Here is a 24376-nt window from a genome sequence, read left to right as displayed (position 1 = left end):
ATCATGAAGCTCGACCTTTCCGGAAAGACTGCTCTCGTGACCGGCTCGACCGCCGGCATCGGCCACGCCATCGCAAAGGGCCTTGCAGCGTCCGGCGCCAGCGTCGTGATCAACGGCCGCAGCCAGGACAAGGTCGATGCGGCCGTGCGCAAGCTGGAAGGGACGGGGGCCAAGGTGCGCGGCATCGCGGCCGACGTCTCGACTGCGGCGGGTTGCAAGGCGCTCGTGGCGGCGCTGCCGGAGGTCGATATTCTCATCAACAACGCCGGCATCTTCGAGCCGAAGGATTTTTTCGAGATTCCGGACGAGGACTGGAGCCGTTTCTTCGAGGTCAACGTTATGAGCGGCGTGCGGCTGTCGCGCGCGTACCTGAAGGGCATGCTCAAGCGCAACTGGGGCCGCATCGTCTTCATCTCCTCGGAGTCAGGCCTCAACATTCCCGTCGAGATGATCCACTACGGCATGAGCAAGACCGCCCAGCTCTCCGTCGCGCGCGGCCTCGCGCAGCTCACCCAGGGCACGAGCGTCACGGTGAACTCGGTGCTGCCAGGCCCGACCATGTCGGAAGGCGTCGAGACCTTCGTGAAGGATCTCGCCAAGCAGAACGGCCAGTCGGTCGATGAAGCCGCCGCCAATTTCGTCAAGCAGCATCGCCCGAGCTCGCTGATCCAGCGTTTTGCAAGCGTCGACGAGATCGCCAACATGGTGGTCTACGTCGCATCGAAGGAGGCATCGGCGACCAACGGCGCGGCGCTACGGGCCGAGGGCGGCATCGTCAACACGATTGCCTAGCACGAGGTATCGTAGGGTGGGCAAAGCGACTTGTCCGCCGTAGCTCGAAGAGCGAAGGCGGAAGCGTGCCCACGACCTTGATTGCGTGTATTGAGAAGAGGGTGGGGCACGGCGCAAAAGCGCCTTTGCCCACCCTACGAAGCTGCGGCCAACCTTCGTCGAAGGCAGTGCGGCGCCGACTGAGATCGACGGAGTCCGGACAGAGCAATGAGTCGTTTCTGGAGCAGCTTGACGCATGATCTGAAACCCTACGTGCCGGGCGAACAGCCCCGCATGGCGGATCTGGTCAAGCTGAACACCAATGAAAACCCGCTAGGTCCGTCTCCGCGTGCACTGGAGGCGATCCGGGGCGAGGCGGCCGATACGCTGCGGCTTTATCCGGACCCGGAGGCCACCGCGTTGCGGGCGGCCCTGGCCACTTATCACCAGGTGCAGCCCGAACAGGTGTTCGTCGGCAACGGCTCGGATGAAGTGCTCGCACATGCCTTTGCGGCGCTGCTGAAGCACGATGCGCCGCTGCTGTTTCCCGATATCACCTACAGTTTCTACCCGGTCTATTGCCGCCTGTTCGGTATCGCCTTTGAGGCCGTGCCGCTCGACGAGGCCATGCAGATCCGCGTCGCCGATTATCGACGACCGGCCGGTGCGCTGATCGTGCCAAATCCGAACGCGCCGACGGGGATCGCGCTGTCTCGCCACGAGATCGCAGCGCTCCTGGAGGAGCACCCGGACGTGCCTGTTGTCATCGACGAGGCCTATGTCGACTTCGGTGCAGAGACGGCGATCCCGCTGGTCGCCTCGCATCGGAATCTTCTGGTCGTCCAGACCATGTCCAAATCCCGCGCGCTGGCCGGGTTGCGGATCGGATACGCGATCGGCGATGCCGATCTGATCGAGGCGCTGACCCGCGTCAAGGACAGTTTCAATTCCTATCCGCTGGGACGGCCGTCCCAGGCCGGCGCCATCGCCTCGCTGGAAGACGAGGCCTATTTTCAGCAGAGCCGCGTTCGTGTGATCGAGGGCAGGGATCGGTTGACCCGTGGACTGACGAGCGCCGGCTTCGAGGTGCTGCCGTCACTGGCCAATTTCGTCTTCGCGCGCCACCCCGCGCATGAGGGCGCAGCGCTGGCCGCGGCGCTACGCCAGCAGGCGGTGATCGTCCGGCACTTTACGGCGTCCCGTATCTCCGACTATTTGCGGATCACGGTCGGCACGGACGAGCAGACTGACCGGCTATTGTCGGCCTTGTCGCGGATATTGAGGTAGCGGCAGGTGGGCACGGCGCAACTGCGCCCGTACCCACCCTGTGCAGTATCGCCTACCACCCCTCCAGCACGATCTTGCCGCGCGACTTGCCGCTTTCCAGCAGCGCATGCGCGCGCTTGAGATTGGCCGCGTTGATCGTGCCGAAGGTCTGGTCGAGCGTGGTGCGCAAGACGCCCTTGTCGATGAGGTCGGCGACGTCGTTGAGCAGATGATGCTGCGCGATCATGTCCGTCGTCCCAAACGAGGAGCGCGTGAACATCGATTCCCAGTGCACCGAGATCGCCTTGCCCTTGAAGGTGCTCATGGTGAACTCCGGGGGATCGTCGATCAGGCCGAACCGGCCCTGCGGAGCCATGAAGTCGGCGATCGATTTGTAGTGCTGGTCGGTAAAGGTGAGGCTCGCCACCAGCGCGACCGGCGGCAGCTTGAGCTTCTCGATCTGCTCCTTCATCGGCTTGCCGTGGTCGATCACCGCATGCGCGCCGAGATCGAGGCACCACTTTTGCGACTCCGGCCGCGTCGCGGTCGCGAGCACCGTGAGGCCGGTGAGGCGGCGGGCGAGCTGGATCAGAATCGAGCCGACGCCGCCGGCGCCGCCCGTGATCAGCAGCGTGCGCGGATCGACACTCTTGCCGGGCACGGCGCCGAGCCTGTCGAACAGCAATTCCCAGGCCGTGATGGAGGTGAGGGGAAGGGCGGCAGCCTGTGCAAACGAAAGCGACTTCGGCTTGCTGCCGACGATACGTTCGTCGACCAGATGGAATTCGGCATTGGTGCCCTGGCGCAGGATCGAGCCCGCATAAAACACCTCGTCACCCGGCTTGAACAGCGAGACCTCGGGGCCGACGGCGTCGACGACGCCGGCTGCGTCGTAACCGAGAATCTTGGTCTCCCCCTCGGGCGGAGCGGCGCGCTTGCGCACCTTGTAATCGACCGGATTGGCCGAGATCGCCTTCACGGCGACGCGGATGTCGCGTCCTTTCGGTTCGGGCTTTGCGGTCTCGAAGTCGATCAGCGCGTCCTGATCCTCGATCGGAAGCGATTTTTTATAGCCGACGGCCTTCATGGCTTGTCTCCATCAGATGGCGTGCTCGCCTGCCGTCCTAACTGTCGCTATAGCTCCAATTTGGCAAGTACTGTAAATTTGGGGATATAGTCCCTGTTTGGATACTATTGGGAAAACACGCATGAAACGGCGAGATTTCACCCGTCGTCCGGGCTGCTCGGTCGAGGCGACGCTGGACCTGATCGACGGCAAGTGGAAGGGCGTGATCCTCTACCATCTCCAGGACGGCACCCAGCGCTTCGGCGAATTGCGCCGCCGGATGCCCGGTATCACCCAGCGCATGCTGACAAAACAGCTTCGCGCGCTGGAGGAGGACAAGCTCGTCATCCGCAAGGTCTATGCGGAGGTGCCGCCGCGCGTGGAATATTGCCTCTCCGAACTGGGTGAGAGCCTCAAGCCGGTGATCGATATTTTGAAGACCTGGGGCGAGAGTCACCAGCAGCGGCTGTCCCATGCGCCGCCGCCGGTCGTCGTGAAGAAGCCGAAGCGCGCGGCGTAATGTCCGGGAGCGGCGTGCCGCTCCCGGACGAACGAGCCTAGAACGCGAACTGCGTGCGCATCGCGACCGCGTCGAACTTCGAGCCGACATTGGCGGCCGAGACCGGCGAGGCCTGTTTCGACACCGTGCCATGCAGATAGTCGAGCATGAAGCGGACGTTGCCGTTGACGTACCAGTTGAGCGCTGCGGTATAGACTGTCTGCCGTCCGCCGGCGATGCCGGTGGCGGTCCCGAACTGATCGTTGAGGTCGATCGTCGAAAAGCGCCCCGCGATTTCCCACGCGCCCCATCCGCCGCCCTCGAGCGAGAACGGGTGTGCCGGCTTGACGCCGCCATAGGCCGCATTCGCCGAATTATAGCTGCGGCCCTCACCCGTCAGGACGTAGCCGGCCTGCGCGTAGCCACCCTGGAATTTGAGGCTGGGTGCCCCCAGCGGCGGCAAGCCGGTGTTGGCGCTGCGATCGATGTTGTACCAGAAGTACTCGCCCTGCACGATGAGCGGTCCGTAGGTGGCCGCCGCTTCGACGCTGTAGACCTGCGCGCCGGAGGCATTGGCGATTGCGCCGGTCGTAGCCAGCGCCGTCGGATCGATCCGCAACTCCGGGCGGTCGCTGAGCGTGACCGTCTGCGCACCCGTCACCATATTGCGCGACGGTTGGATCAGCCATTCGGCGTTTCCGCCGAGATGCAGCGAGTAGTCCTTGCCGCTCACGACCTGGCCGGCGACACGGGCGACGGCGCCATACTGCTCGGAGGCACCGTTCGGCGCCACGCTCGACGCCGAATGGATCGCGCCCGTCGTTGGACCGGTCACATAGGCGCCGGCCCAGAACACGTCGTTGTACCAGCGCGTGCCGACGGCCGAGCGGAAGTCACCAGCGGCGATGCTGGTCGCGACGATGCCGGCCGTTGCGCGCTCCATGAACAGGATGTCGTTGGAGCTTGTGGCTTCGTCGAGCGTATAGGGCAGGTCCATCACGCCCACTTCGACCGCCATCTTGCCCCCGAACGGTTTCAGGCCGGTGTAGCTGAGATAGGCGTTCTCGATGCCGGAGGTGCCGCCTCCGGGCAGCGAGCCCGGTGCCGCGCCGCCAAATCCGTCGGACGAGCCGCCGAAGTCGTAGACCAGCGCGAAATTCCAGTCGTTGAAGAATTTGCCGGCGATGCCGATGCGCGCGCGGCGGACGTTCTCGCCGCTATCCAGCTTCTGCGGTACGGTCGCCGCGGTGTTGGGACGATAATCATAGCCGCCGATATCGTAGTGCACGCGTCCGGTGATCGCGACGCAGTTGGCCCCGTCGGCGGTGCAGATGGTCGGCCGGTTGTTCGGCATCGTCACGATGACGCCGGATGCCGGCGGGGCCCCCTTGACCGGGAATGCCGCATTGGCGTTGGCGACGACGGCCTTTGCCTCCGAGCGCGCTTCGGCTTTGGCTTCGGCCTTTGCTTCGGCTTTGGCCTTCGCGGTTGCCGCCGTATTCGCGGTGGTCTGGCTCTGGAGCTTGTCGAGCTTCTGCTCGAGCATTTTCAATTGCTGCTTCAGCAGCGCGATCTCCTGCTCGCTGTTGTTTGCCGATTGGGCCTGGGCCTGCGAGGCCGCCAGCGCGCCGGCGAGACCAATCGCCGTGGCTGCAAGTCTTGTTCTGCTCACGTTACGCCTCCATCGTTTGACGAACTTCCCCAAGTCGCCGGCGGAGAGCCTATGAGTGATCGATGACTGCCCCGCGACGCTGCGCCCGGTTGCGCGGTTCCCAATGATGCCAATTCGCCGCAACCGAATCCGCTTCTCACCACCATGCAAGATGATGTGCATCATGCCAATCCACCGCTTCGGCGAATTGCCGATTCGCACGCCGGGCTTGCATGCGGGACACACCGGAAAGGGGCGCAATATTGCCGCCCGGCGCCCTTCTATTGGCGGGCGAACGCGCCTATATTCCGGCGTCTTTTCCGAGAGGTAGGAATGTTTCGATCGATCCGCGCCGCCGCCGTCATCACGGCATTGTGCATAGCGTGTTCAGCCCACTTCAACCCGGCCGCCGCACAGGACCGCCGTGTCCCGTCGTCGCCCGCCGAGCTGCGGTTGTCCTATGCGCCGATCGTGCAGCGTGTGCAGCCGGCGGTCGTCAATGTCTACGCCGCCAAGGTGGTGCAGAACCGCAACCCGTTGCTCGACGACCCGATCTTCCGCCGCTTCTTCGGCGTGCCGGGCCAGCAGCCCGAGCAGATGCAGCGCTCGCTCGGCTCCGGCGTCATCGTCGATGCCTCCGGCCTCGTCGTCACCAACGTCCACGTCATCGAGGGCGCGGATCAGGTGAAGGTGTCGCTGTCGGACAAGCGCGAGTTCGAGGCCGAGATCCTGCTGAAGGATCCGCGGACCGATCTCGCCGTGCTGCGCCTGAAGGACACCAAGGAGAAGTTTCCGACGCTCGACTTCACCAATTCCGACGAGCTGCTGGTCGGCGACGTCGTGCTGGCGATCGGCAATCCCTTCGGCGTCGGCCAGACCGTGACCCATGGCATCATCTCGGCGCTCGCGCGCACCCAGGTCGGCATCACCGATTACCAGTTCTTCATCCAGACCGACGCGGCGATCAATCCCGGCAATTCCGGCGGTGCGCTGGTCGACATGAGCGGCAAGCTCGCCGGCATCAACACGGCGATCTATTCGCGCTCCGGCGGCTCGCAGGGCATCGGCTTCGCGATCCCCGCCAACATGGTGCGCGTCGTCGTCGCCTCCGCCAAGGGCGGCGGCAAGGCGGTGAAGCGGCCATGGCTGGGGGCGAAATTGCAGGCGGTGACGCCGGAGATCGCCGAGAGCCTCGGCCTGCGCTCGCCGACCGGCGCGCTGGTTGCGAGCGTGGTCGCGAACGGCCCTGCGGCGAAGGCCGGCCTGAAATCCTCCGATCTCATCACCGGCATCGACGGCCAGACCGTGGATGATCCCAACGCCTTCGACTACCGCTTCGCGACGCGTCCGCTCGGCGGCACCGCTCAGATCGATGTGCAGCGTAGCGGCAAGCCGCTGAAGGTCACGATTGCGCTCGAGACCGCGCCCGATAACGGCCGCAACGAGCTCGTCGTCACCGCGCGCTCGCCGTTCCAGGGCGCCAAGGTCTCCACCATCACGCCGGCGGTCGCCGACGAGCTGCATCTGGACGCCGACACCGAAGGCGTCGTGATCACCGATCTCGGCGGCGACAGCGCGGCGGCGAATGTCGGCTTCCAGAAGGGCGACATCATCCTGGCCGTCAACAACCAGAAGATCGGCAAGACCGGCGACCTCGAAAAGGCCGCAGGCGAGCGCCCGCGGATCTGGCGCATCACGCTGGTGCGGAACGGCCAGCAGATCAACGTCACGCTGGGCGGATGAGTCCGAAGCGACCACAGCAGACGCCAACGCTCTTTGCCGCGGCGGGGCTCGACCACGAGGCTCCGCATCCGCTGCCGGACCGGCTGCGTCCGCGTGTGCTGTCGGAGGTCGTCGGCCAGGACCATATCCTCGGCCCTGATGGCGCGCTGACGCGCATGCTGGAGACGCGCACGCTGGGATCGCTGGTGTTCTGGGGCCCGCCGGGCACCGGCAAGACCACGGTGGCGAGGCTGCTGGCGGATGCCACGGACCTGCATTTCGAACAGATCTCCGCGGTATTCTCCGGCGTTGCGGATCTGAAGAAAGCGTTTGAAGCCGCGCGCGCCCGCCGCGAGATGGGCAAGGGCACACTGCTGTTCGTCGACGAGGTGCATCGTTTCAACCGTGCCCAGCAGGATTCGTTTCTGCCTGTCATGGAAGACGGCACCGTGGTCATGGTCGGCGCCACCACGGAGAACCCGTCGTTCGAGCTCAACGCGGCGTTGCTCTCGCGTGCGCGCGTGCTGGTGTTTCGCTCGCTCGATGCGGCCGCGATCGAAAAGCTGTTCGCGCATGCCGAGGAGGTCGAGGGCCGCAAGCTGCCGCTCGATGGCGAGGCGCGTGCCGTGCTGGTGCGGATGGCCGATGGCGACGGACGGGCGTCGCTGACGCTCGTTGAAGAGGTCTGGCGTTCGGCACGGGCGGACGAGATTTTCAATGCCGCGCAGTTGCAGGACATCCTGCAACGCCGCGCGCCGATCTACGACAAGTCGGCCGACGGCCATTACAATCTGATCTCAGCGCTGCATAAATCGGTGCGCGGCTCCGATCCCGATGCCGCGCTATATTATCTCTGCCGCATGCTCGACGCCGGCGAGGACCCGCTGTTCCTGGCCCGCCGCGTCGTGCGCATGGCGGTCGAGGACATCGGCCTTGCGGACCCGCAGGCGCTCGTCATCGCCAATGCCGCTAAAGACGCCTTCGACTTCCTCGGCCACCCCGAAGGCGAGCTCGCCATCGCGCAGGCCGTCGTCTATCTCGCCACCGCGCCGAAATCGAACGCGGTCTATACCGCCTTCAAGGCCGCCATGCAGACAGCCAAGCACGCCGGCTCGCTGCTGCCGCCGAAGCATATCCTCAATTCGCCGACCCAATTGATGAAGTCGGAAGGCTACGGCGCAGCCTACGAATACGACCACGACACCCCCGACGCCTTCTCCGGCCAGGACTACTTCCCGGAGGCCTTGGGACGCCAGACCTTCTACGACCCGCCCGAACGTGGTTTCGAGCGCGAGATCCGCAAGCGGCTGGACTACTGGGCCAAGCTGCGGAAGGAGCGGGGCGGCTGAGGCCAAAATCGCCATTTCGTCGTGACGAAAGGGCACTTTTGGGCTAGGCAGGCAACCATGAGCCGCCGCATCAAAAGAATGAACCCAAAGCCCCGTTCGCGTGACGAGCGCGACGACGCGCGCCCGATTAAGGCGCGCAGCGCAAAGACCGCGGGGCCGCGGCCGGGCGGCAAGCCCGGTGGTGCCAAGCCGCCACGCTTTGCCGGCGAGCGCGCCGAGCGGCGTCCGCCGAAAGCTGAGCCGGAAAGGGCTGCGCCCGAGAAGCCCGTCGAGGTATTGCTGCCGACCAAGGTGCAGACCGTCAAGGTCACGGCCGACGAGAACAACATGCGCGTCGATCGCTTCCTCGAAGCGCGCTTTCCCGGCCTGTCGTTTTCCCACATCCAGCGCATCGTCCGCAAAGGCGAGCTGCGCGTCAACGGCAAGCGCGCCGACAGCAAGGACCGCCTGGAGGAGGGCCAGAGCGTCCGCATTCCGCCGCTGAAGCTCGACACGCCGAAGGCGGCCAGCCCGCTCTCGGAGGCCGCGCAGAAAACTCTTGCCGCGCTGAAGGAGATGACGATCTACGAGGACGACGACGTCCTCGTGCTGAACAAGCCGTTGGGCCTTGCCGTGCAGGGCGGCTCGGGCATGACGCGGCACATCGACCAGATGCTGGAGGTGATGCGCGATTCCAAGGGCCAGAAGCCGCGCCTCGTGCACCGCATCGACAGGGACACCTCGGGTTGCCTGCTGATCGCCAAGACGCGCTTTGCCGCCTCGCATCTGACCGGCGCGTTCCGCTCGCGCTCGGCGCGGAAAACCTATTGGGCGCTGGTGCCGGGCCTACCGAAGCCGAAGCAAGGCCGCATCTCGACCTTCCTCGCCAAGGAGGAAAGCGAGGACGACACCATCATGCGCATCGCCCAGCATGGCGACGAGGGCGCCAGCCACGCGGTGACCTATTATGCGGTGGTCGAGACCGCCGGCAACAAGCTGACCTGGGTGTCGTTGAAGCCGGTGACGGGACGCACCCACCAGCTCCGCGCCCACATGGAGCATATCGGGCATCCCATCGTCGGCGATCCCAAATATTTCAACATCGAGAACTGGCAGCTGCCGGGCGGCTTGCAGAACCGGCTGCATCTGCTCGCGCGCCGCATCGTCATTCCGCATCCCCGCGGCGGCGTGATCGACGCCACCGCGCCGCTGCCGCCGCACATGCAGCAATCGTGGAATCTGCTCGGGCTGGATGCCAGCCGGTTCGATCCGATCGAGAACGCGCCGGAGGAGTAGGGGGCTGAAATGGGGCAGGAGATGTTTGCCTCGTTTCAGGTGTCATCGCCCGCGAAGGCGGGCGATCCAGTATTCCAGAGACAGCAGTGATTGAACCGACACGCCGCGGCGTACTGGATGCCCCGCCTTCGCGGGGCATGACACCGGCGATTGTGGTTGCGACCGACAATCACACCCCCTCAATTCCGAAACTGCTCCAGGAACATCCGCAGACTATCATGCGGGCTCTCGACATCCGTGATCAGCCAGCCTTCGGGACCGTTGACCAGGATGAAGTTCAACGTCACCGGCCGGCCGCGATTGTCGAAATTCGCCGCGACATAGGTCTTGTCGTATTGCCTGCGGACGACCGCGATCGCGACCGGGCCGAGCTTCCAGCTCTGGCTCTGCACCAGGAAGTCGTAGGGCTCGACCCGCGGCGCGCTCCAGGCTTTGCGCAAGGAAGGATCGAAGAATTGCCGGGCGGTGGCCGCATCCCGCGGCAGGCCTTTGGACAGCTCCGGTGCGCCCTCGCCGTAAAAGGCGTAGACGTTGCGGACCAGCGATTCCGGGGTGCGAAAGCCGGCCTCCGCCGCGGCCAGCCAAAGCCCGGCGAACAGGGCCACAACGCCCGCAAGTTCCCTCATGCCCGCCGCTCGCTTTATCGGCCGCCGCTCTTACTTTAAAAGCCTAGCATCCAGCGACCGGGACCGAAAACTCACATGCGCGAATTGTTCGAAGAAGCAGCAAGCCAGCCCCCGCGGGATCCCCGGGAATCGGCGCGTGCGTCCGCGCGCACGCCACTGCGCAAGCGCTTCTACAAGGAGGCGGGCGTCACCGAGGCCGAGGGCGGCTTCGCCATCACGCTCGACGGCAGGCCGATCCGCACGCCCTCGGGCCGCCATGTGGTGATCCCTGCGCGCGCCCTTGCCGATGCGGTGGCCGCCGAATGGGCGGCCCAGGGCGAGATGATCGATCCGGTGAGCATGCCGCTGACGCGGATCGCCAACAGCGTGGTCGAGGGCGTCGTCGACCGCGTCGATCTGGTTCGCGACGACCTCGCGAAATTCTTCGAGTCCGATTTGCTGTTCTATCGCGCCGGCCACCCCGAGGGGTTGGTCGCCCGCGAAGCCGCCCATTGGGACCCCGTGTTGTTCTGGGCCGCGGAGGCGCTGGGCGCGCATTTCATCCTCTCCGAGGGCATCATGCACGTGAAGCAGCCGGACGAGGCGCTCCGCGCTGCCCGTGCCGCGCTGCCCGGCGATGCCTGGTCGGTCGCAGCCCTCCACGTGGTGACGACGCTGACCGGTTCGGCGCTGCTGGCGCTGGCGCTGGCCCATGGCGTCCACGATGCCGGCCAGATCTGGGCCGCTGCCCATGTCGACGAGGACTGGAACGCCGAGCAATGGGGCGTGGACGAGGAGGCCGCGGCACGCCGGGCCACGCGCCTGCGGGATTTCGAGGCCGCCGTGGCGGTTCTGGCCGCCGTAAAGCCGCAACCGGCCAAAGGTCCTTAACGAGAGGTTTACGAGGGCGGCCGTAGGGTGGGAGCAGCGTTCCCCGGGCCCATTGAGATGCCGACGCCGATAAACTCCATCCTTCCGGTCAGTGCCGCCAGCCCTCCGGCTGATGCGGCGACGCCCGATCTTGTGGCCGGCAGTGTCGTCGACGCCAGGGTCGTCAGCGTGCTCGCCGACAATCTGGTGCGCATCGCGATCGCCAATCTGTCGATGGACGTGATGTCGGAGGTGTCGCTGACGCCGGGGCAGAGCCTCCAGCTCGCGGTGTCGCAGAACGACGGCACCATCCGGCTCGCGGTCATGAACGGGGCGGGTGAGGCGGCCGCCGATCAGGTCACGCTGACGCCGCGTGCGGCGTCGCTGGTGGACAGCCCGTCGCTTGCGCCATCCGCAAGCCCCGCCCGCAATACGTTGACGCCGTTGGAGCAGGTCGCCGTCACCGCCGCTTCGGCCGAGGCCGTCACGAAACAGGGCAGCCAGGCGCCGCTGTTCGCCAATCTCGCCTCCGTTGTGACCGGCAGCGATCTGCCGGCGGGGCTCAAGCAGGCGGTGCTCGACGTGCTGGCGCAACAGACGCCGCTCAACACCGCCCTCGACGGCGGCGACATCGAATCCGCCTTCCAGAAATCCGGCCTGTTCCTCGAAGCTTCGCTCGCCGCCGGTGCAACATCATCTTCCGGCGCAACGCCGGACCTGAAAGCCGCATTGCTGGTGCTGCGTCAGACGCTGGCGACGCTCGAGACTCCCGCGCCGCAGGGCACTGCGGTTTCGACCAGTGCCACGGCGACATCGCAGGCCGCGGCAGCGACGCAAGCGGCAGGTGAGGCCGCATCGGCTTCATCCGGCCCCGAGATCGCGCAACAATCGCAACTGCCGCGCAACGCCAATCTCGCTGCCGCCGTGCTTGGCGACATCGCCGGCGGTGCTGCGCAAGCCGCGGTGCCGCGCACCGTGTCCGCCGGCCTTGCCGCGACCCTGCTGCAAGAAGCCATGCAAAACCTGCCGCGCCTGACCGGCAATGTGCCCGGCTCGAACAAGGCCGTGCCGGATGGCCATCTCTTCGAGGCCGCTTCGCGCTCCACACCGCCGCCGTTCCGCGGCGCATTGCCGGCGGCACAGGCGGTTGCCTCGCCATCGCTCGCGCCGGATACGCCGCTCTCGGCAACCGTGCACCGCCTGCTCGACGACACCGATGCCGCGATCGCCCGTCAGACGTTGTTGCAGGTCGCCTCGCTTCCCGATCGCACCGACGCCAGCGGCCACCGCATCGACCCGACCGCGCCGCAATGGAATTTCGAGATTCCCTTCGCGACCCCGCAGGGCACCGCGATGGCGCAATTCGAGATCTCACGCGATGGCGGTAACGAATCCGCCGATTCCGCCCAGCGCGCCTGGCGCGCGCGCTTCACGCTCAATGTCGAGCCGGCCGGCCCGGTGCACGCGCTGATTACGCTCAACGGCGACAAGACCTTTGTGCGGATGTGGGCCGAGCGGCCGTCGACCGCGCAGCAACTCCGCGCCGGCATCGGTGAGCTCAACCACGCCTTGATGCGCGCCGAGCTCAAGCCCGGCGACATCCTGGTGCGCGACGGCACGCCGCCGCAGCCCGCACCGGCCCGTGTCGGCCATTTCCTGGATCGCGCGACATGAGCGACCCGACCAAGCTCGCGATCGCGCTGCATTACGAGAAGGGCAGCAACGCGCCCGTCGTCGTCGCCAAGGGCAAGGGCTCGATCGGCGACAAGATCGTCGAGATCGCCAAGGCCAACGACATCCCGATCGAGGAGAACGAGATTCTGGCCGGTGCGCTGTCCAAGGTCGAACTCGGCGAGGAGATCCCACCCGACCTTTACAAGGCCGTCGCCGAAGTGCTGGTGTTCGTGCTGCGGCTGTCGGGCCGGCGCTGACGCGCTGTCATCGTTTCACCATGATGGCGGCTGCATGGTCGCGGCCATCTTCATCGCTTGACGGACATTCCCTTGCTCACCCGCCGTTCCACCCTCGGTCTTCTTGCCGCCACCGCGGTCCTGCCGTCACGTGCGTTCGCCCATGTCGCGCCGCCGCGCAACGAGGTCCGTGACAGCCTCGCAAAGCGTTTCACCGACCTCGGCACGTCGGGCACCTTCGTCGGCTACAAGGTCGAGGATTATCTGATCATCGCCAGCGACAAGGAACGCTCCGGCGAGGCGAAGCTGCCGGCCTCGACCTTCAAGATCCCGAACTCTCTGATCGCGCTGGAGACCGGCGTCGTCGCCGATCCCGACAAGGACGTGTTCCCGTGGGACGGCGTGAAGCGTCCAATCGAGGCCTGGAACAAGGATCACACGCTGCGCAGCGCGATCGCGGTGAGTGCGGTGCCGGTCTATCAGGAGATCGCGCGCCGGATCGGCGAGGCGCGCATGCAGAAATATGTCGATCTGTTCGACTACGGCAATCGCGACATCGGCGGCGGTATCGACCAGTTCTGGCTCACCGGGAATTTGCGCATCGACCCGGTCGAGCAGATCGATTTCGTCGACCAGCTGCGCCGCCGCTCGCTGCCGGTCAGCAAGCGCAGCCAGGATCTCGTCGCCGATATCCTGCCGGTGACCAAGGTGGGCGACAGCATCATCCGCGCCAAGTCGGGGCTCCTCGGCGCCGAGCGCGGTGAGCCGTCGCTGGGCTGGATGGTCGGCTGGGCCGAGAAGGGCGATGCGCACACGGTGTTCGCGCTCAACATGGACTGCAAGGAGCCGCGTCTCGTCAGTGAGCGCATGCCGCTGACGCAAGCCTGCCTTGCCGAGATCGGCGCGATCTAGCTGGCGCGCGCGAACCTGCTAGCATCATCCCGACCAAGCAAAAAAGGTCGGGAGGATAACAATGAACTCAACGCCACTCTGGCTGTCGTCGCTCACGTTGGCTGCTGCCGGCGGCTGGCTCGCCGCCACGATGTTTGCGGCACCCGCCACCAGCAAGGAGCCGCGCTTTCCGCAGCTCACCCTCGACCAGCTCGACGCCAAGCAGAAGCCGCTCGGCGAGCAGATCATGAAGGTGTCGAGCGTCGGCATCGGCGGTCCGTACAATCCGATGATCCGCAGTCCGGTGCTCGGCCAGCGCCTGTTCGACCTGTTCTATTATCTGCGCTGGGAAACCTCGGTCCCAACAAAACTCAACGAGTTCGCGATCCTGATTATCGGGCGGCAATGGCGCTCGCAGGTGGAATGGTTCGCGCACGCGCCGCTCGCGGCGAAAGCGGGCCTGTCGTCCGACATCATCGCGGAGCTGAAGGCCAACAAGCGGCCGTCGAAAATGGCCGAGGACGAGACGGCGGTCTACGATTTCGTCACCGAGCTCACCACGACGAAGAAGGTTTCGGATGAGACCTATGCGCGGGCGAAGAAATTGTTCAACGATCAGCAGATCGTCGATCTCACCGCGCTCGCCGGCAATTACGTGATGGTCGCGATGCTGCTGGCGATGGCCGAGGAGACGGTGCCGCCGGACAAGCAGGAGCCGTTTAGGCCGGGTGAGCCGTAGGGCTGCTCTCTCGCCCCGTCATTGCGAGCGCAGTTCTCTCCGCGTCATTGCGAGGAGCCCTTGCGACGAAGCAATCCAGACTGCCTCCGCGGTGAGATTCTGGATTGCTTCGCTTCGCTCGCAATGACGGAGTATGTTGGCTCCCATGTGCGCTGTATGGCAAGCCGTAGGGTGGGCAAAGGCGCGCAACGCCGTGCCCACGATCTCCTTGTAAGTCATCGGCAATTGGTGGGCACGCTTCCGCTTTGCCCACCCTACGGCATCTGCTGTGTGGCCTCTACCCCAGCTTGAACAGAGCCTGCAGGAACTCCACCACCGCTTTCCGCGACTCCGCCGCCGTCGCGGGATTGCCGCCGACATGCGGGTTGAGCTCGACGCAGGCATCCTTGTAGGTGAAGGGCGCGTTGGTCTCGCCGTTCATCAGCACGCCACCATCACCTTCCTTGATATGACAGTTGCGCACGGTCTGCGCGTTGGCTGACACCGCAACCGTGCTGACACCGAGCAGGCCGCTGTCGAAGCCGTGCGCGCTGTCGGGGTATTCGGTCAGCACCACGTCGCGGCCGGAGGCCTTGAGCCGTTCGACGAAGGCCTTGCAGCTCTTGACGGGATTGTAGTCGTCGGGCGTGCCGTGAAAGATCCGGATCGGGCGCGCGGCGACCTCGCTGTCGCCCTGATATGTCGTCGAGCAGTCCGGATAGAACGGGATGTAGGCCGCAAACTGGGCGCCGGACTTGTTCCAGAGCTTGTTGAAGCGCTCCAGGCTCGCATAGAGCGTCGCCTGTCCGCCGCGCGAAAAGCCCATCAGCACGATGCGGTCAGGGTCGACGCGCGGGTGTTTTGCGAGGATCTCCAGCGAGCGGTAGATGTCGACGATCAGATTGAGCCGGCCGAGCAGGGCCTGGTTGGGCCCCACCACCGTGAGCCCGCGACCGGTAAAGCCGTCGATCACGAAGGTCGAGATGCCCATTGCGTTGAACGCGTGCACCCAGGCCTCGGTGGTGGCGCCGACGCCGCTCGAGCCGTGCATCAGCACCACGACGGGGAGTTTTCCGCTGCCCTGCGCCACGCGGAATTCACCGGCGACCGTCACCGGCTTGGCGGCGGCGGCATCGCCGCTGAGGAATTGCTGGTCGGAGAGGGTGAGAGAGGGGATCGGGTAGATTTCGGCGCGGGTGGCGACTTCCTTGGGGAGGGCTTGCGCATGAGCGAGCACGGTGGAAGCGCAGAGCGCAATGAGCGTCGCAACAACGCGGAATGCCGTCGGCATAAAATCCTCCCTGTGATTTTCAGGGAGTAGAACAACGGGCCAGCGCGCTGTCAATTTCGCCCGCGTCCGCCTCAGGCGGTGTCCGTCTTCCTCACCGTCAGCGCCTGGTCGATGGCAAAGCCGCCGATCTCGCTCATGGCCTGCGAGATCACGTCGCCCTTGCGGGCGAAGCCGGCGGAGAGGAAATCGAACTGGGTGCGTGCCAGCCGCAGCACCTCGATCGGCACCGAGACGACGGTCTCGTTGAAGCTGTCCACGGAGGTGCGGAGGCTGTCGAGCTCGGTGGTGAGCTTGCCGATGTGGTTCTCGGCATGCTGCATCAGGCCGAGCAGCTTGTCGCGCTCGGCATCGAACGCCGCGCGCTCGGCCGCGGCCGCCGCGGTGACCTCAGCTAGCTGCGCCCGCAGCGCCGCGATCTGGCCGACCATGGCGTCGGAGGCGAGCTCGGCGGCCTCGCGCAGCTCGACATGGCGCGTGCTGTCTTCCTGCGTCTGGTGGTAGAGCCGCTCGGCCGTCATGGCGCGCTGGCTCAGCGACTCGATCAGGCTTGCTGCGCGCAGCAGCATCTCGCCGTTCCGCCCCGACACCATGCTGGCCATGCGCCGCAGGAAGTCGACGGTTTCAGACGATGAGTTCGGCGGCAGAGGGACGACCGTCGCGGACATGAGGGTGATGCTGGAGCCAGGGCACAATGACCGTCGCCGTACCGACTGGGCTCACGCAACATTCGGCGCCTGATCGCAAGCCCCGAGCAAGCCTGAATCGGCAGGCCGGGTCAACCGGGCCGAGTCGCCAAATTTGGGGTCAGGTATCCTTCTGCCGCCCGATCCGCCCGAGATGGGTGAAGCCGAACCCGGCCGAATATTTCAGGCCATAGCCCAGCGCCCGGTCGAGGCCGATATGGGCGAGCCAGATCAAGGCGATGGACAGGGTCAATGGCGAGGCGAGACCGAAGCCCAGCGTCAGCAGCGTCACCGGGGCCATGTAGCTGTGGGCGGCGTTGTAGACCATCGCCCCGAAGCGCGCGTCCGACAGGTAGGCCAGGAAGCTCAGATCGGGGACGAAGAACAGCAGGGCAAACACCAGCCACGAGCCGCCCCAGGCCGCATAGAGCATCACCATGCCAACGAACAGGGTGAGCCCCTCCAGCCGCAGCAGGATCTTGACGCCGCCTGTCGCAGCCCCGGTCTCGGCAGCTCTCTCGTCCATGGTCGCCTCCCAGGCAAAACTTTGTAATTCCTTGCGCTTTGGCGCTGCGGCAAGGCAGCCCTGCGGCGCCGAAAGCCGCTTCCCGGCCCGCAAAATGCCGTGTTAGAACCCCCGCCAATCGCATTTAGGCTAAGAACTGGCGGGAGCAAATGAAGAACATCCTGGACGCCCTTGAAGATCGTCGTGCCGGCGCAAAGCTCGGCGGCGGGGAGAAGCGCATCGAGGCGCAGCACGCCCGCGGCAAGCTGACCGCTCGCGAGCGCATCGAGCTGCTGCTCGACAAGGGATCGTTCGAGGAATTCGACATGTTCGTCGAGCACCGCTCCACCGAGTTCGGGATGGAGAAGAACAAGGTGCCCGGCGACGGCGTCGTCACCGGCTGGGGCACCGTCAACGGCCGCAAGACGTTTGTCTTTGCCAAAGACTTCACCGTGTTCGGCGGCTCGCTGTCCGAGACTCACGCGCTGAAGATCACCAAGTTGCAGGACATGGCGATGAAGGCGCGGGCGCCCATCATCGGCCTCTACGACGCGGGCGGCGCCCGCATCCAGGAGGGCGTCGCCGCGCTCGCCGGCTATTCCTACGTGTTCCGCCGCAACGTGCTCGCCTCGGGCGTGATCCCGCAGATTTCCGTCATCATGGGCCCCTGCGCCGGCGGCGACGTCTATTCGCCGGCGATGACCGACTTCATCTTCATGGTGAAGAACACCAGCTACATGTTCGTCACCGGCCCCGACGTCGTGAAGACGGTCACCAACGAGGTCGTCACGGCGGAAGAACTCGGCGGCGCCTCGGTGCACGCCACGCGCTCATCGATCGCCGACGGCGCCTTCGAGAACGACGTCGAGACGCTGCTGCAGATGCGTCGCCTGATCGACTTCCTGCCGTCCAACAACACCGACGGCGTGCCGGAATGGCCGAGCTTCGACGACATCGGTCGCGTCGACATGTCGCTCGACACGCTGATCCCTGACAATCCGAACAAGCCCTACGATATGAAGGAGCTGATCCTGAAGGTCGTGGACGAGGGCGATTTCTTCGAGATCGCGGACCTGTTTGCGAAGAACATCGTCACCGGCTTCGGCCGCATCGCGGGCCGCACCGTCGGCTTCGTCGCCAACCAGCCGATGGTGCTGGCCGGCGTGCTCGATAGCGACGCCTCACGCAAGGCCGCGCGCTTCGTCCGCTTCTGCGATGCCTTCAACATCCCGATCGTGACGTTCGTGGACGTGCCGGGCTTCCTGCCGGGCACCGCGCAGGAATATGGCGGCCTGATCAAGCACGGCGCCAAGCTCTTGTTCGCCTATTCGCAGTGCACCGTCCCGCTCGTCACCATCATCACCCGCAAGGCCTATGGCGGCGCCTTCGACGTCATGGCCTCCAAGGAAATCGGCGCCGACATGAACTACGCCTGGCCGACCGCCCAGATCGCGGTGATGGGCGCCAAGGGCGCGGTCGAGATCATCTTCCGCTCAGACATCGGCGACCCCGACAAGATCGCTGCGCGCACCAAGGAATACGAAGACCGCTTCCTGTCACCGTTCATCGCCGCCGAGCGTGGCTACATCGACGACGTCATCATGCCGCACTCGACGCGGAAGCGGATCGCGCGGGCGCTGTCGATGCTGAAGGACAAGAAGGTGGAAACGCCGGCGAAGAAGCACGACAATTTGCCGTTGTGAGGGAAGCGCAGCCCGGATGAAGCGGAAGCGACATCCGGGTTTTCGTTTCAGGTCCGCGACATGCTTCTTCTGATTTAGCATCCTTGATCCAATGACCGAAGACGATCCGACCGACGAAATCTCCGACATCGAAGACCGGATCGAGCGGCTCGCCGAGATCGCCGAGCGATGCCGCAAGTACATCCTGGCGTCCAAGATCGCGATCGGTGGCGGTGGCACTCTACTGTTGATCACGATCCTCGGGCTGTTCGGGGCCGGTCTGACCGCAGCGCTCGGATCGATCGCGCTGGTGCTGGGCGGGATCGTGTCGCTCGGTTCGAATATCAGCACGTTGCAACAAACCGAGAGCGCCATTGGTGCTGCGGAGGCGCGACGCGCGGTGTTGATTGGATCGTTCGACCTCCGCGTGGTCGCCGATGCGCCGCTGAAGCTGGTGTGACGCGGCGCCTCAGGTCGCGGCCTGCAACGTCAGCACCGTCAATTCCGCGCGGCATTCGGCGGCGAAGGTTTGCAGCCGTTCCACCGTCTCCCGGTCGAGGATCGTCTTCGCCAGACGCTCGGCGCGGGCGGCTTGCTCTCTCAGATAATCGATGCGGGCCATGTGGTACCTCCCGTCGGAATAATTTGAAGCAAATTGCTTCGTTCCGGAGGTGGTGGGGGGATGGTGAATGGCGGGTTAATTGTGTGCGGCGGGTCACGCGCGAGCACTACACTCCCGGTGATCGCGCCGCCCAAGCCTTGGTGGCCTGGCAGCTGTCCATCGCTCTCGCGTAGGCAGGGCGTGCCGTCGTGCGGGCGAGATAGTCCCGCTCGGTCAAACCGGGGATGTAGTTGCCAGTTCTCAGGCCGAGCAGGAGCGCGTAGCTCACCGAGATGTCGGCAGCCGTGAATCGATCGCCGGCGAGATAGGGGCACTCCGCGAGGCGGCGAATAACCAATTCCAGCCGGCTCTCGAAGGTCTCGAGCGCCCAGCAGGTCACTCGGGCATTTCGCTCGGCTTCGGGCGCCAGTTGGCGACCGATCAAGACAGCGTTCATCGGCCCGGCGAGCCCGGCCTCGCCCAAGTGGAGAAATTGCAGATAGGAAGCGAAGGCGGGATCGGTCGGGGCGACGGCAAGCGAAGCTGAGCCGTGGCGGGCGAGCAGGTACTCAAGAATCGCGATCGATTCGACCATGATTGTCTCGCCGTCCTGCAGCGCTGGAATGAAGCCGGCGGGGTTGATCGCGAGGAAATCGCGATCTTTCTCGGCTGACAGCAGATCGACCGGGTGCAGCCGATAAGCCAATCCCAATTCCTCAAGCAGCCAAACAACACGGAAGCCACGACCTTCGCCATAGACGGTGAGCATAGTTAGGCATTCCTGGATTGGGCTGGACACAATCAGCCATCTTTCCGCGGCAACGAAGAGCGGCGGATTACGCTTCGCTGATCCGCCGCGACGAGTTATGAACGCGTCTTATCCGCCGCGGCGAAATGCGCCATCTGGTCGGCGTGGGCTTTTGCGAACGCCGGCCGACCGGTGGCGCGCGCGACGTAGGCACGGCAGGAGGGACTGTCCGACAGCGCGCCGAAACCGTCGACGACGCGCAGCACGTCCGCCATCAGGATGTCGGCGACCGAGAAGGAGCCCGCCAGCCATTCGCGTCCCGCCAGCACCGTCTCCATGTGCTTGAGGCGAAGCTTGAGGAATCCGTCGACGAATGTCCACGCCGCCGTGTCGCTCGGATGGCCCATGAACTTCGACATTCCCCAGGGCAGGCTCGCCATCTCCACCGAATTGAGTGCGGCGAATACCCATTCCTTCGTCTCAACGCGGCCGCGCGGATCTGACGGCATCAGCTTCGGGCTGAGTTCACCGAGATGGAGCAGGATCGCGCCGGTCTCGAAGATCGAGACGTCGCCATCGGTCAGCCAGGGCACCTGGCCGAACGGCTGGTGGGCGAAGTGTGCGGCGCCGCGGTCGTCGAACGGCACACTGGCGACGCGGTAGGGTAAGGCGGCTTCTTCGAGCGCCCAGCGTACCCGAAGGTCGCGCACGAAGCCGCGCGGGGGCGGGGGAACCCAGTCGAAGGTGGTCAGGGTGAGGTCGGCCATGCGGTGTCTCCGTGTGCTGCTCAGAGCATAGGACGGGTGAGGGGCGGCCGTTCCGACAACGCCGCCAACTCTTTTTGTTGCCGGCATCGGGACCGGCTATGCTGCGGCCAAACAACAGGAGGAAACACATGCCCGCCGCCTACTTCGTCGTCCGCGCCACCGTCACCGATGCAAGCAAGCGCGCTGCTTTCGACACATGGTACGAAACGGAACACGTGCCGGACGCGGTCAAGGCGTTCGGCGTGAGCAAAGCCTGGCGGTTCTGGAGCCTGGACGATCCCTCGCTGCATCAGGCCATGTATCAATTCGACGACGAGGCCAAGCTCGCTGCGATGCTGAAGGGCGACGCGCTGACCAGGCTCGTCGCCGATTTCAACCGCGACTGGCCCGACGTCAAGCGCACGCGCGAGACGCTGGTGCTCGCGCAGGCGTTCGGGGCATAGCTACGAAGCGTCCTGTCACCTTTGTCATGAATCTGAACGCGCGATTCAGCGGCAGTTCATGTCGGCACCGCGACACTGGCCCTGCATCACTCGCCAGACAGCCAGAGGACATGTCATGGAGCGCCGAAACTTTTTGAAACTCGCAATCGGTGTCGCAGCGGGCGCCGCCGCGTTCACGACTGCCGCACAAGCCGCGCCGATGGCGCCGCAGCCGCTCGGTGATCCCCGCGTGCCAGAGGGCAATCCGGATGCGCATCCCGCCGTCACCAGCAGCGAGGAAGCCGCGCAGCTCAAGCCGGAGCAGGTGCACTGGCATGGCCACCATCGCCACGGCGGCTGGCATCGCCGCCATTGGGGCTGGCATCGCCGGCGTTGGCATCGTCGCCACTGGTAAGCCTCGCGCAAGCTTGCGTTCGAACGGGGATCGCAGTTGCGATCCCCGTTTTGATTCTCGGCCCCGACATCTGACGCTCAAAAAGAAATGGCCGCGCAAGCTTTCGCCGCGCGGCCATGTCGTCATGTGAGAACGTCAGATCAGAACGGGCGGCAGCGGCCGGCATACCAGCGGAAGCCATAGGGGCACACCCGGGGGCGCACCACCACGACCGGCGCAGGAGCAGGTGCCACCACGACAACGGGTCCGCGGCCGGCCATCGGACGGCAATGGCCATAGGGACCGCGATAGAACCCACGGCCGCAGCCCTCGGCGGCGCTGGCCGCCTCGCCGAAACCGACCACTGCACTGGCGAGCATGACGGCGGCAAACAGGTATTTCATTTGATCTTCCTTCTTGTCCTTGGGGCAAGTTTCTGGGGGCAGATTCTCGGAGACTGGCGCTTGTGGCGCACAATGAATCATAAGACACGATTCGACATGTTAAATTTTGCAACGTGCCGACACGTCGCGATCCAAACCTGCCAATCATGACCTGAATGCGGCATGAACGTTCTGCCGTATCCCGCCTGAGACGACATGACTTGGCGCTAGCGGCCGAGAAAGCCCAGCACCAATTCCTTGTACTTCTCGGGCGCTTCCAGAAAGACGAGATGGCCGGTGTCGGGGATCACTTCCGCCCGCGCATTCGGCATCTTCGCCGCAAGTGCCTTCGCCAGTTCGGCATTCTGCCCCATCTTCGCGCGCAGCGATTCCGGTGCGAGCGGGCGGCCCGGCGCGTTGTGGTCGTCGGCGCCCATGATGAACAGCGTCGGCTCGGTGATCAGTGCGACCTCGTGCGCGACCGGCTCGCGATAGATCATCTGGCCGGAGCTGACGAAGGCGCGCAGCCAGCGCGGATAATCCGGGCTGCCCTTGATGTTGAAGCGGGCGTCGATGAAGGGTGTGATCGCATCCGGCGGCAGCTTGATCGCGTAATTGGTCTGGAGCTGCTTGCGATAGCCTTCGGCGGTGAGCTTGTCCTCGTTCGAGATGATTGTCTCGGTCGGCGTCGGCGGCACGGTGAGACGGTAGTCTTCCAGGCCGATCGGGGCCGTCAGAACAAGGTGAGCGACACGGTCGGGATAGGCGCGGGCGATGCGCACGCCCAGCATGCCGCCGAGCGAATGCGCCACGACGTCCGCTTTGTCGATCTTGAGATGATCGAGCAGCGAGATCGTGTTGCGCGCGAGATTGTCGAAATGCAGTTCGCCCGCGGGCTTGGAGGATTTGCCGAAGCCGATCTGGTCCGGCACGACGACGCGGTAGCCGGCCTCGTTCAGCATCCTGATGACGGGCAACCAATAGCTCGACGGAAAATTGCGCCCGTGCAGCAGCACCACGGTGCGGCCGTTCGGCTGCGCAGGGGCCACGTCCATATAGGCCATGCTGAGCTGCTCACCGTCATTGACGACGGGCAGGAGGTGCACGGGATAGGGATAGGCAAAGCCTTCGAGCGCGATGCCGTAGGGCTCGCGTTGGGGCGTGTCGGCAGCGTGAGCGGAGGTGAAGGGGGAAGCGAGGAGGGCGGCGGCAAGCGCGGCCGGGAGAAGGCGGTTCATGGGAAGGCTCTGGGTAGAGTTGGAGCGAGGAGATCCAATCTCCGTCATGCCCGGGCAAAAGCGCGAAGCGCGTCTTCGCGCAGCTGTCCCGGGCATCTACGTGGATCAACGCGCACTGCACTAAAGACGTGGATGGCCGGGTCAAGCCCGGCCATGACGAGGAGCTCCGATCACACGCAAACGTGCGGTCTCACCCATCTCTCGTGATCAGTCCTTCCCGTCGCCGAACAGCGTCGCGAACTGCTTCTCGCCGGTACGGGTGAAGTTCACCACGCGGCTGCCGGGCGTCGCATCGCGCGCGGCCCATTTCAGCTCGGCAAAACGCTGCATCATGGCGGCGCCGAGCGTGCCCGCGAGATGGTGGCGGCGCTCGCTCCAGTCGAGGCACGCCTTGCACACCGGGCGGCGCGGATGGCTGAGCATCTCGGCCGAAATCTGCAGGTGCTTTGCGAGGAAGCGTTCGCCCTCGGCGGTCAGCTCGATGTCCTGCTTCTTCTGCCTGATCAGGTTGCGTGTGCGAAGAGAGTCGAGCATCTGCACGCCGAGATCGCCCGCCAGGTGGTCGTAGCAGATCCGCGCGCGCCGCAGCGCCGGATCCTTCGGCCCCGTACGCACGCGCATGTGGCCGGTGCGCGCGGCGAGCCCCGCGAGCCCTTCGAGCACGCCGGCGACGTCGTCGTCGGTGAGGCGATAGTAGCGGTGGCGACCCTGCTTCTCCGGCTCGATCAGTCCGCCGGCCTCGAGCTTTGCAAGATGCGAGCTCGCGGTCTGCGGCGTGATGCCGGCCTCCTGCGCCAGCTCGCTCGCGGTGAGCGCGCGGCCGTTCATCAGCGCCGTGAGCATGTTGGCGCGGGCGGGATCGCCGACCAGCGCGGCGACCATGGCGATGTCAGGGCCTGATTTCATGCTTCGATGGTAGCCGAAGCATTGTGGTGGGGCAAGAGCGTAGCGTGTGGCTGCAAACACGTCATTGCGAGCAAGGCAATCCAGCCCCGTAGGGTGGGCAAAGGAGCGCAGCGACGTGCCCACCAATCGTCGTTGCGGACAAAGGACGTGGGCACGCTTCGCT

At 65.3% G+C, this 24376-nt stretch carries 27 protein-coding genes; 15 read left to right on the top strand and 12 right to left on the bottom strand.

What is annotated here, in order from left to right:
- The first annotated feature begins 3 nt into the window (after positions 1–3).
- Together AB7532_RS22085 and hisC are read left to right on the top strand one after the other, a co-directional pair.
- Positions 4–792, top strand: a complete 789-nt coding sequence (locus AB7532_RS22085) for an SDR family NAD(P)-dependent oxidoreductase (protein WP_441236834.1) — start codon at positions 4–6, stop codon at positions 790–792.
- A 207-nt stretch (positions 793–999) separates the two neighbouring features.
- Positions 1000–2058 (top strand): histidinol-phosphate transaminase, encoded by a 1059-nt coding sequence (gene hisC, locus AB7532_RS22080; RefSeq protein ID WP_441236833.1) that lies wholly within the window; start codon positions 1000–1002, stop codon positions 2056–2058.
- 52 nt (positions 2059–2110) lie between these two features.
- On the opposite strand, the gene AB7532_RS22075 is transcribed toward hisC, so the two are convergent.
- Positions 2111–3124, bottom strand: a complete 1014-nt coding sequence (locus tag AB7532_RS22075; protein WP_441236832.1) for a zinc-binding alcohol dehydrogenase family protein — start codon at positions 3122–3124, stop codon at positions 2111–2113.
- 121 nt (positions 3125–3245) lie between these two features.
- Between AB7532_RS22075 and AB7532_RS22070 the strand changes: the two genes are divergently transcribed.
- Positions 3246–3623, top strand: a complete 378-nt coding sequence (locus AB7532_RS22070) for a winged helix-turn-helix transcriptional regulator (RefSeq protein ID WP_441236831.1) — start codon at positions 3246–3248, stop codon at positions 3621–3623.
- Positions 3624–3660: 37 nt separating this feature from the next.
- On the opposite strand, the gene AB7532_RS22065 is transcribed toward AB7532_RS22070, so the two are convergent.
- The gene (locus AB7532_RS22065; protein WP_441236830.1) at positions 3661–5274 is read right to left on the bottom strand and encodes an OprO/OprP family phosphate-selective porin; all 1614 of its coding nucleotides are present in this window, start codon (positions 5272–5274) and stop codon (positions 3661–3663) included.
- A 312-nt stretch (positions 5275–5586) separates the two neighbouring features.
- Between AB7532_RS22065 and AB7532_RS22060 the strand changes: the two genes are divergently transcribed.
- From AB7532_RS22060 to AB7532_RS22050, 3 genes are read left to right on the top strand one after another with little or no spacing between them, the layout of a single operon-like run.
- Entirely contained in the window at positions 5587–6996 is a 1410-nt protein-coding gene (locus tag AB7532_RS22060; RefSeq protein WP_441236829.1) for a DegQ family serine endoprotease, read from the top strand.
- Positions 6993–8324 (top strand): replication-associated recombination protein A, encoded by a 1332-nt coding sequence (locus tag AB7532_RS22055; protein WP_441236828.1) that lies wholly within the window; start codon positions 6993–6995, stop codon positions 8322–8324. The genes AB7532_RS22060 and AB7532_RS22055 overlap by 4 nt, the downstream gene beginning before the upstream one ends.
- A 57-nt stretch (positions 8325–8381) precedes the next feature.
- Positions 8382–9599: an RluA family pseudouridine synthase gene (locus AB7532_RS22050; protein WP_441236827.1), complete on the top strand. Its 1218-nt coding sequence runs from the start codon at positions 8382–8384 to the stop codon at positions 9597–9599.
- A gap of 179 nt (positions 9600–9778) precedes the next feature.
- Here the strand turns inward: AB7532_RS22050 and AB7532_RS22045 are convergent, their stop codons facing one another.
- Positions 9779–10225 (bottom strand): hypothetical protein, encoded by a 447-nt coding sequence (locus AB7532_RS22045; protein WP_441236826.1) that lies wholly within the window; start codon positions 10223–10225, stop codon positions 9779–9781.
- Positions 10226–10300: 75 nt separating this feature from the next.
- Between AB7532_RS22045 and AB7532_RS22040 the strand changes: the two genes are divergently transcribed.
- The 5 genes from AB7532_RS22040 to AB7532_RS22020 all read left to right on the top strand — a co-directional run bounded on the left by AB7532_RS22040 (position 10301) and on the right by AB7532_RS22020 (position 14614).
- Positions 10301–11095: an ATP12 family chaperone protein gene (locus AB7532_RS22040; protein ID WP_441236825.1), complete on the top strand. Its 795-nt coding sequence runs from the start codon at positions 10301–10303 to the stop codon at positions 11093–11095.
- A gap of 57 nt (positions 11096–11152) precedes the next feature.
- Positions 11153–12748 carry a flagellar hook-length control protein FliK gene (gene fliK, locus AB7532_RS22035; protein WP_441236824.1) on the top strand — a complete coding sequence of 532 codons (1596 nt, stop codon included), beginning with the start codon at positions 11153–11155 and terminating at the stop codon, positions 12746–12748.
- A complete protein-coding gene (locus tag AB7532_RS22030) occupies positions 12745–13005 on the top strand; it encodes an EscU/YscU/HrcU family type III secretion system export apparatus switch protein (protein ID WP_441236823.1) in 261 nt (86 codons plus the stop codon). The genes fliK and AB7532_RS22030 overlap by 4 nt, the downstream gene beginning before the upstream one ends.
- A 72-nt stretch (positions 13006–13077) precedes the next feature.
- Positions 13078–13896, top strand: coding sequence for a class D beta-lactamase (gene blaOXA / locus AB7532_RS22025; RefSeq protein ID WP_441236822.1), 819 nt, complete (start codon positions 13078–13080; stop codon positions 13894–13896).
- Between the two features lie 61 nt (positions 13897–13957).
- A complete protein-coding gene (locus tag AB7532_RS22020; RefSeq protein ID WP_441236821.1) occupies positions 13958–14614 on the top strand; it encodes a carboxymuconolactone decarboxylase family protein in 657 nt (218 codons plus the stop codon).
- A 277-nt stretch (positions 14615–14891) separates the two neighbouring features.
- Here the strand turns inward: AB7532_RS22020 and AB7532_RS22015 are convergent, their stop codons facing one another.
- From AB7532_RS22015 to AB7532_RS22005, 3 genes are all read right to left on the bottom strand, one after another.
- The gene (locus AB7532_RS22015) at positions 14892–15884 is read right to left on the bottom strand and encodes a dienelactone hydrolase family protein (RefSeq protein ID WP_441236820.1); all 993 of its coding nucleotides are present in this window, start codon (positions 15882–15884) and stop codon (positions 14892–14894) included.
- 71 nt (positions 15885–15955) lie between these two features.
- Positions 15956–16549 (bottom strand): hypothetical protein, encoded by a 594-nt coding sequence (locus tag AB7532_RS22010; protein ID WP_441236819.1) that lies wholly within the window; start codon positions 16547–16549, stop codon positions 15956–15958.
- A gap of 139 nt (positions 16550–16688) precedes the next feature.
- Entirely contained in the window at positions 16689–17093 is a 405-nt protein-coding gene (locus tag AB7532_RS22005) for a DUF4260 domain-containing protein (RefSeq protein ID WP_441236818.1), read from the bottom strand.
- A 149-nt stretch (positions 17094–17242) separates the two neighbouring features.
- Here AB7532_RS22005 and AB7532_RS22000 point away from each other — a divergent pair, with 149 nt between their 5' ends.
- Entirely contained in the window at positions 17243–18775 is a 1533-nt protein-coding gene (locus tag AB7532_RS22000) for an acyl-CoA carboxylase subunit beta (RefSeq protein ID WP_143845905.1), read from the top strand.
- 91 nt (positions 18776–18866) lie between these two features.
- Entirely contained in the window at positions 18867–19214 is a 348-nt protein-coding gene (locus AB7532_RS21995) for a hypothetical protein (protein ID WP_441236817.1), read from the top strand.
- 9 nt (positions 19215–19223) lie between these two features.
- On the opposite strand, the gene AB7532_RS21990 is transcribed toward AB7532_RS21995, so the two are convergent.
- The 3 genes from AB7532_RS21990 to AB7532_RS21980 form a co-directional block, all read right to left on the bottom strand.
- Positions 19224–19376: a hypothetical protein gene (locus AB7532_RS21990; RefSeq protein WP_441236816.1), complete on the bottom strand. Its 153-nt coding sequence runs from the start codon at positions 19374–19376 to the stop codon at positions 19224–19226.
- Positions 19377–19482: 106 nt separating this feature from the next.
- A complete protein-coding gene (locus AB7532_RS21985) occupies positions 19483–20124 on the bottom strand; it encodes a glutathione S-transferase family protein (RefSeq protein ID WP_441236815.1) in 642 nt (213 codons plus the stop codon).
- A 95-nt stretch (positions 20125–20219) separates the two neighbouring features.
- Entirely contained in the window at positions 20220–20870 is a 651-nt protein-coding gene (locus AB7532_RS21980; protein ID WP_441236814.1) for a glutathione S-transferase family protein, read from the bottom strand.
- Between the two features lie 128 nt (positions 20871–20998).
- Here AB7532_RS21980 and AB7532_RS21975 point away from each other — a divergent pair, with 128 nt between their 5' ends.
- The gene (locus AB7532_RS21975; RefSeq protein WP_441236813.1) at positions 20999–21313 is read left to right on the top strand and encodes a hypothetical protein; all 315 of its coding nucleotides are present in this window, start codon (positions 20999–21001) and stop codon (positions 21311–21313) included.
- Between the two features lie 115 nt (positions 21314–21428).
- The gene (locus tag AB7532_RS21970; protein WP_441236812.1) at positions 21429–21707 is read left to right on the top strand and encodes a twin-arginine translocation signal domain-containing protein; all 279 of its coding nucleotides are present in this window, start codon (positions 21429–21431) and stop codon (positions 21705–21707) included.
- 140 nt (positions 21708–21847) lie between these two features.
- On the opposite strand, the gene AB7532_RS21965 is transcribed toward AB7532_RS21970, so the two are convergent.
- The 3 genes from AB7532_RS21965 to AB7532_RS21955 all read right to left on the bottom strand — a co-directional run bounded on the left by AB7532_RS21965 (position 21848) and on the right by AB7532_RS21955 (position 24213).
- On the bottom strand, positions 21848–22090 hold the full coding sequence (locus tag AB7532_RS21965) for a GCG_CRPN prefix-to-repeats domain-containing protein (RefSeq protein ID WP_441236811.1): 243 nt from the start codon (positions 22088–22090) through the stop codon (positions 21848–21850).
- A 206-nt stretch (positions 22091–22296) separates the two neighbouring features.
- Positions 22297–23307, bottom strand: a complete 1011-nt coding sequence (locus AB7532_RS21960; protein ID WP_441236810.1) for an alpha/beta fold hydrolase — start codon at positions 23305–23307, stop codon at positions 22297–22299.
- Between the two features lie 207 nt (positions 23308–23514).
- Entirely contained in the window at positions 23515–24213 is a 699-nt protein-coding gene (locus AB7532_RS21955) for an ArsR/SmtB family transcription factor (RefSeq protein ID WP_441236809.1), read from the bottom strand.
- Positions 24214–24376 lie beyond the last annotated feature (163 nt).

The sequence above is a fragment of the Bradyrhizobium sp. 930_D9_N1_4 genome (assembly GCF_052076015.1).
Taxonomy (GTDB): domain Bacteria; phylum Pseudomonadota; class Alphaproteobacteria; order Rhizobiales; family Xanthobacteraceae; genus Bradyrhizobium.
This window is presented reverse-complemented; position numbering and strand designations above follow the sequence as displayed.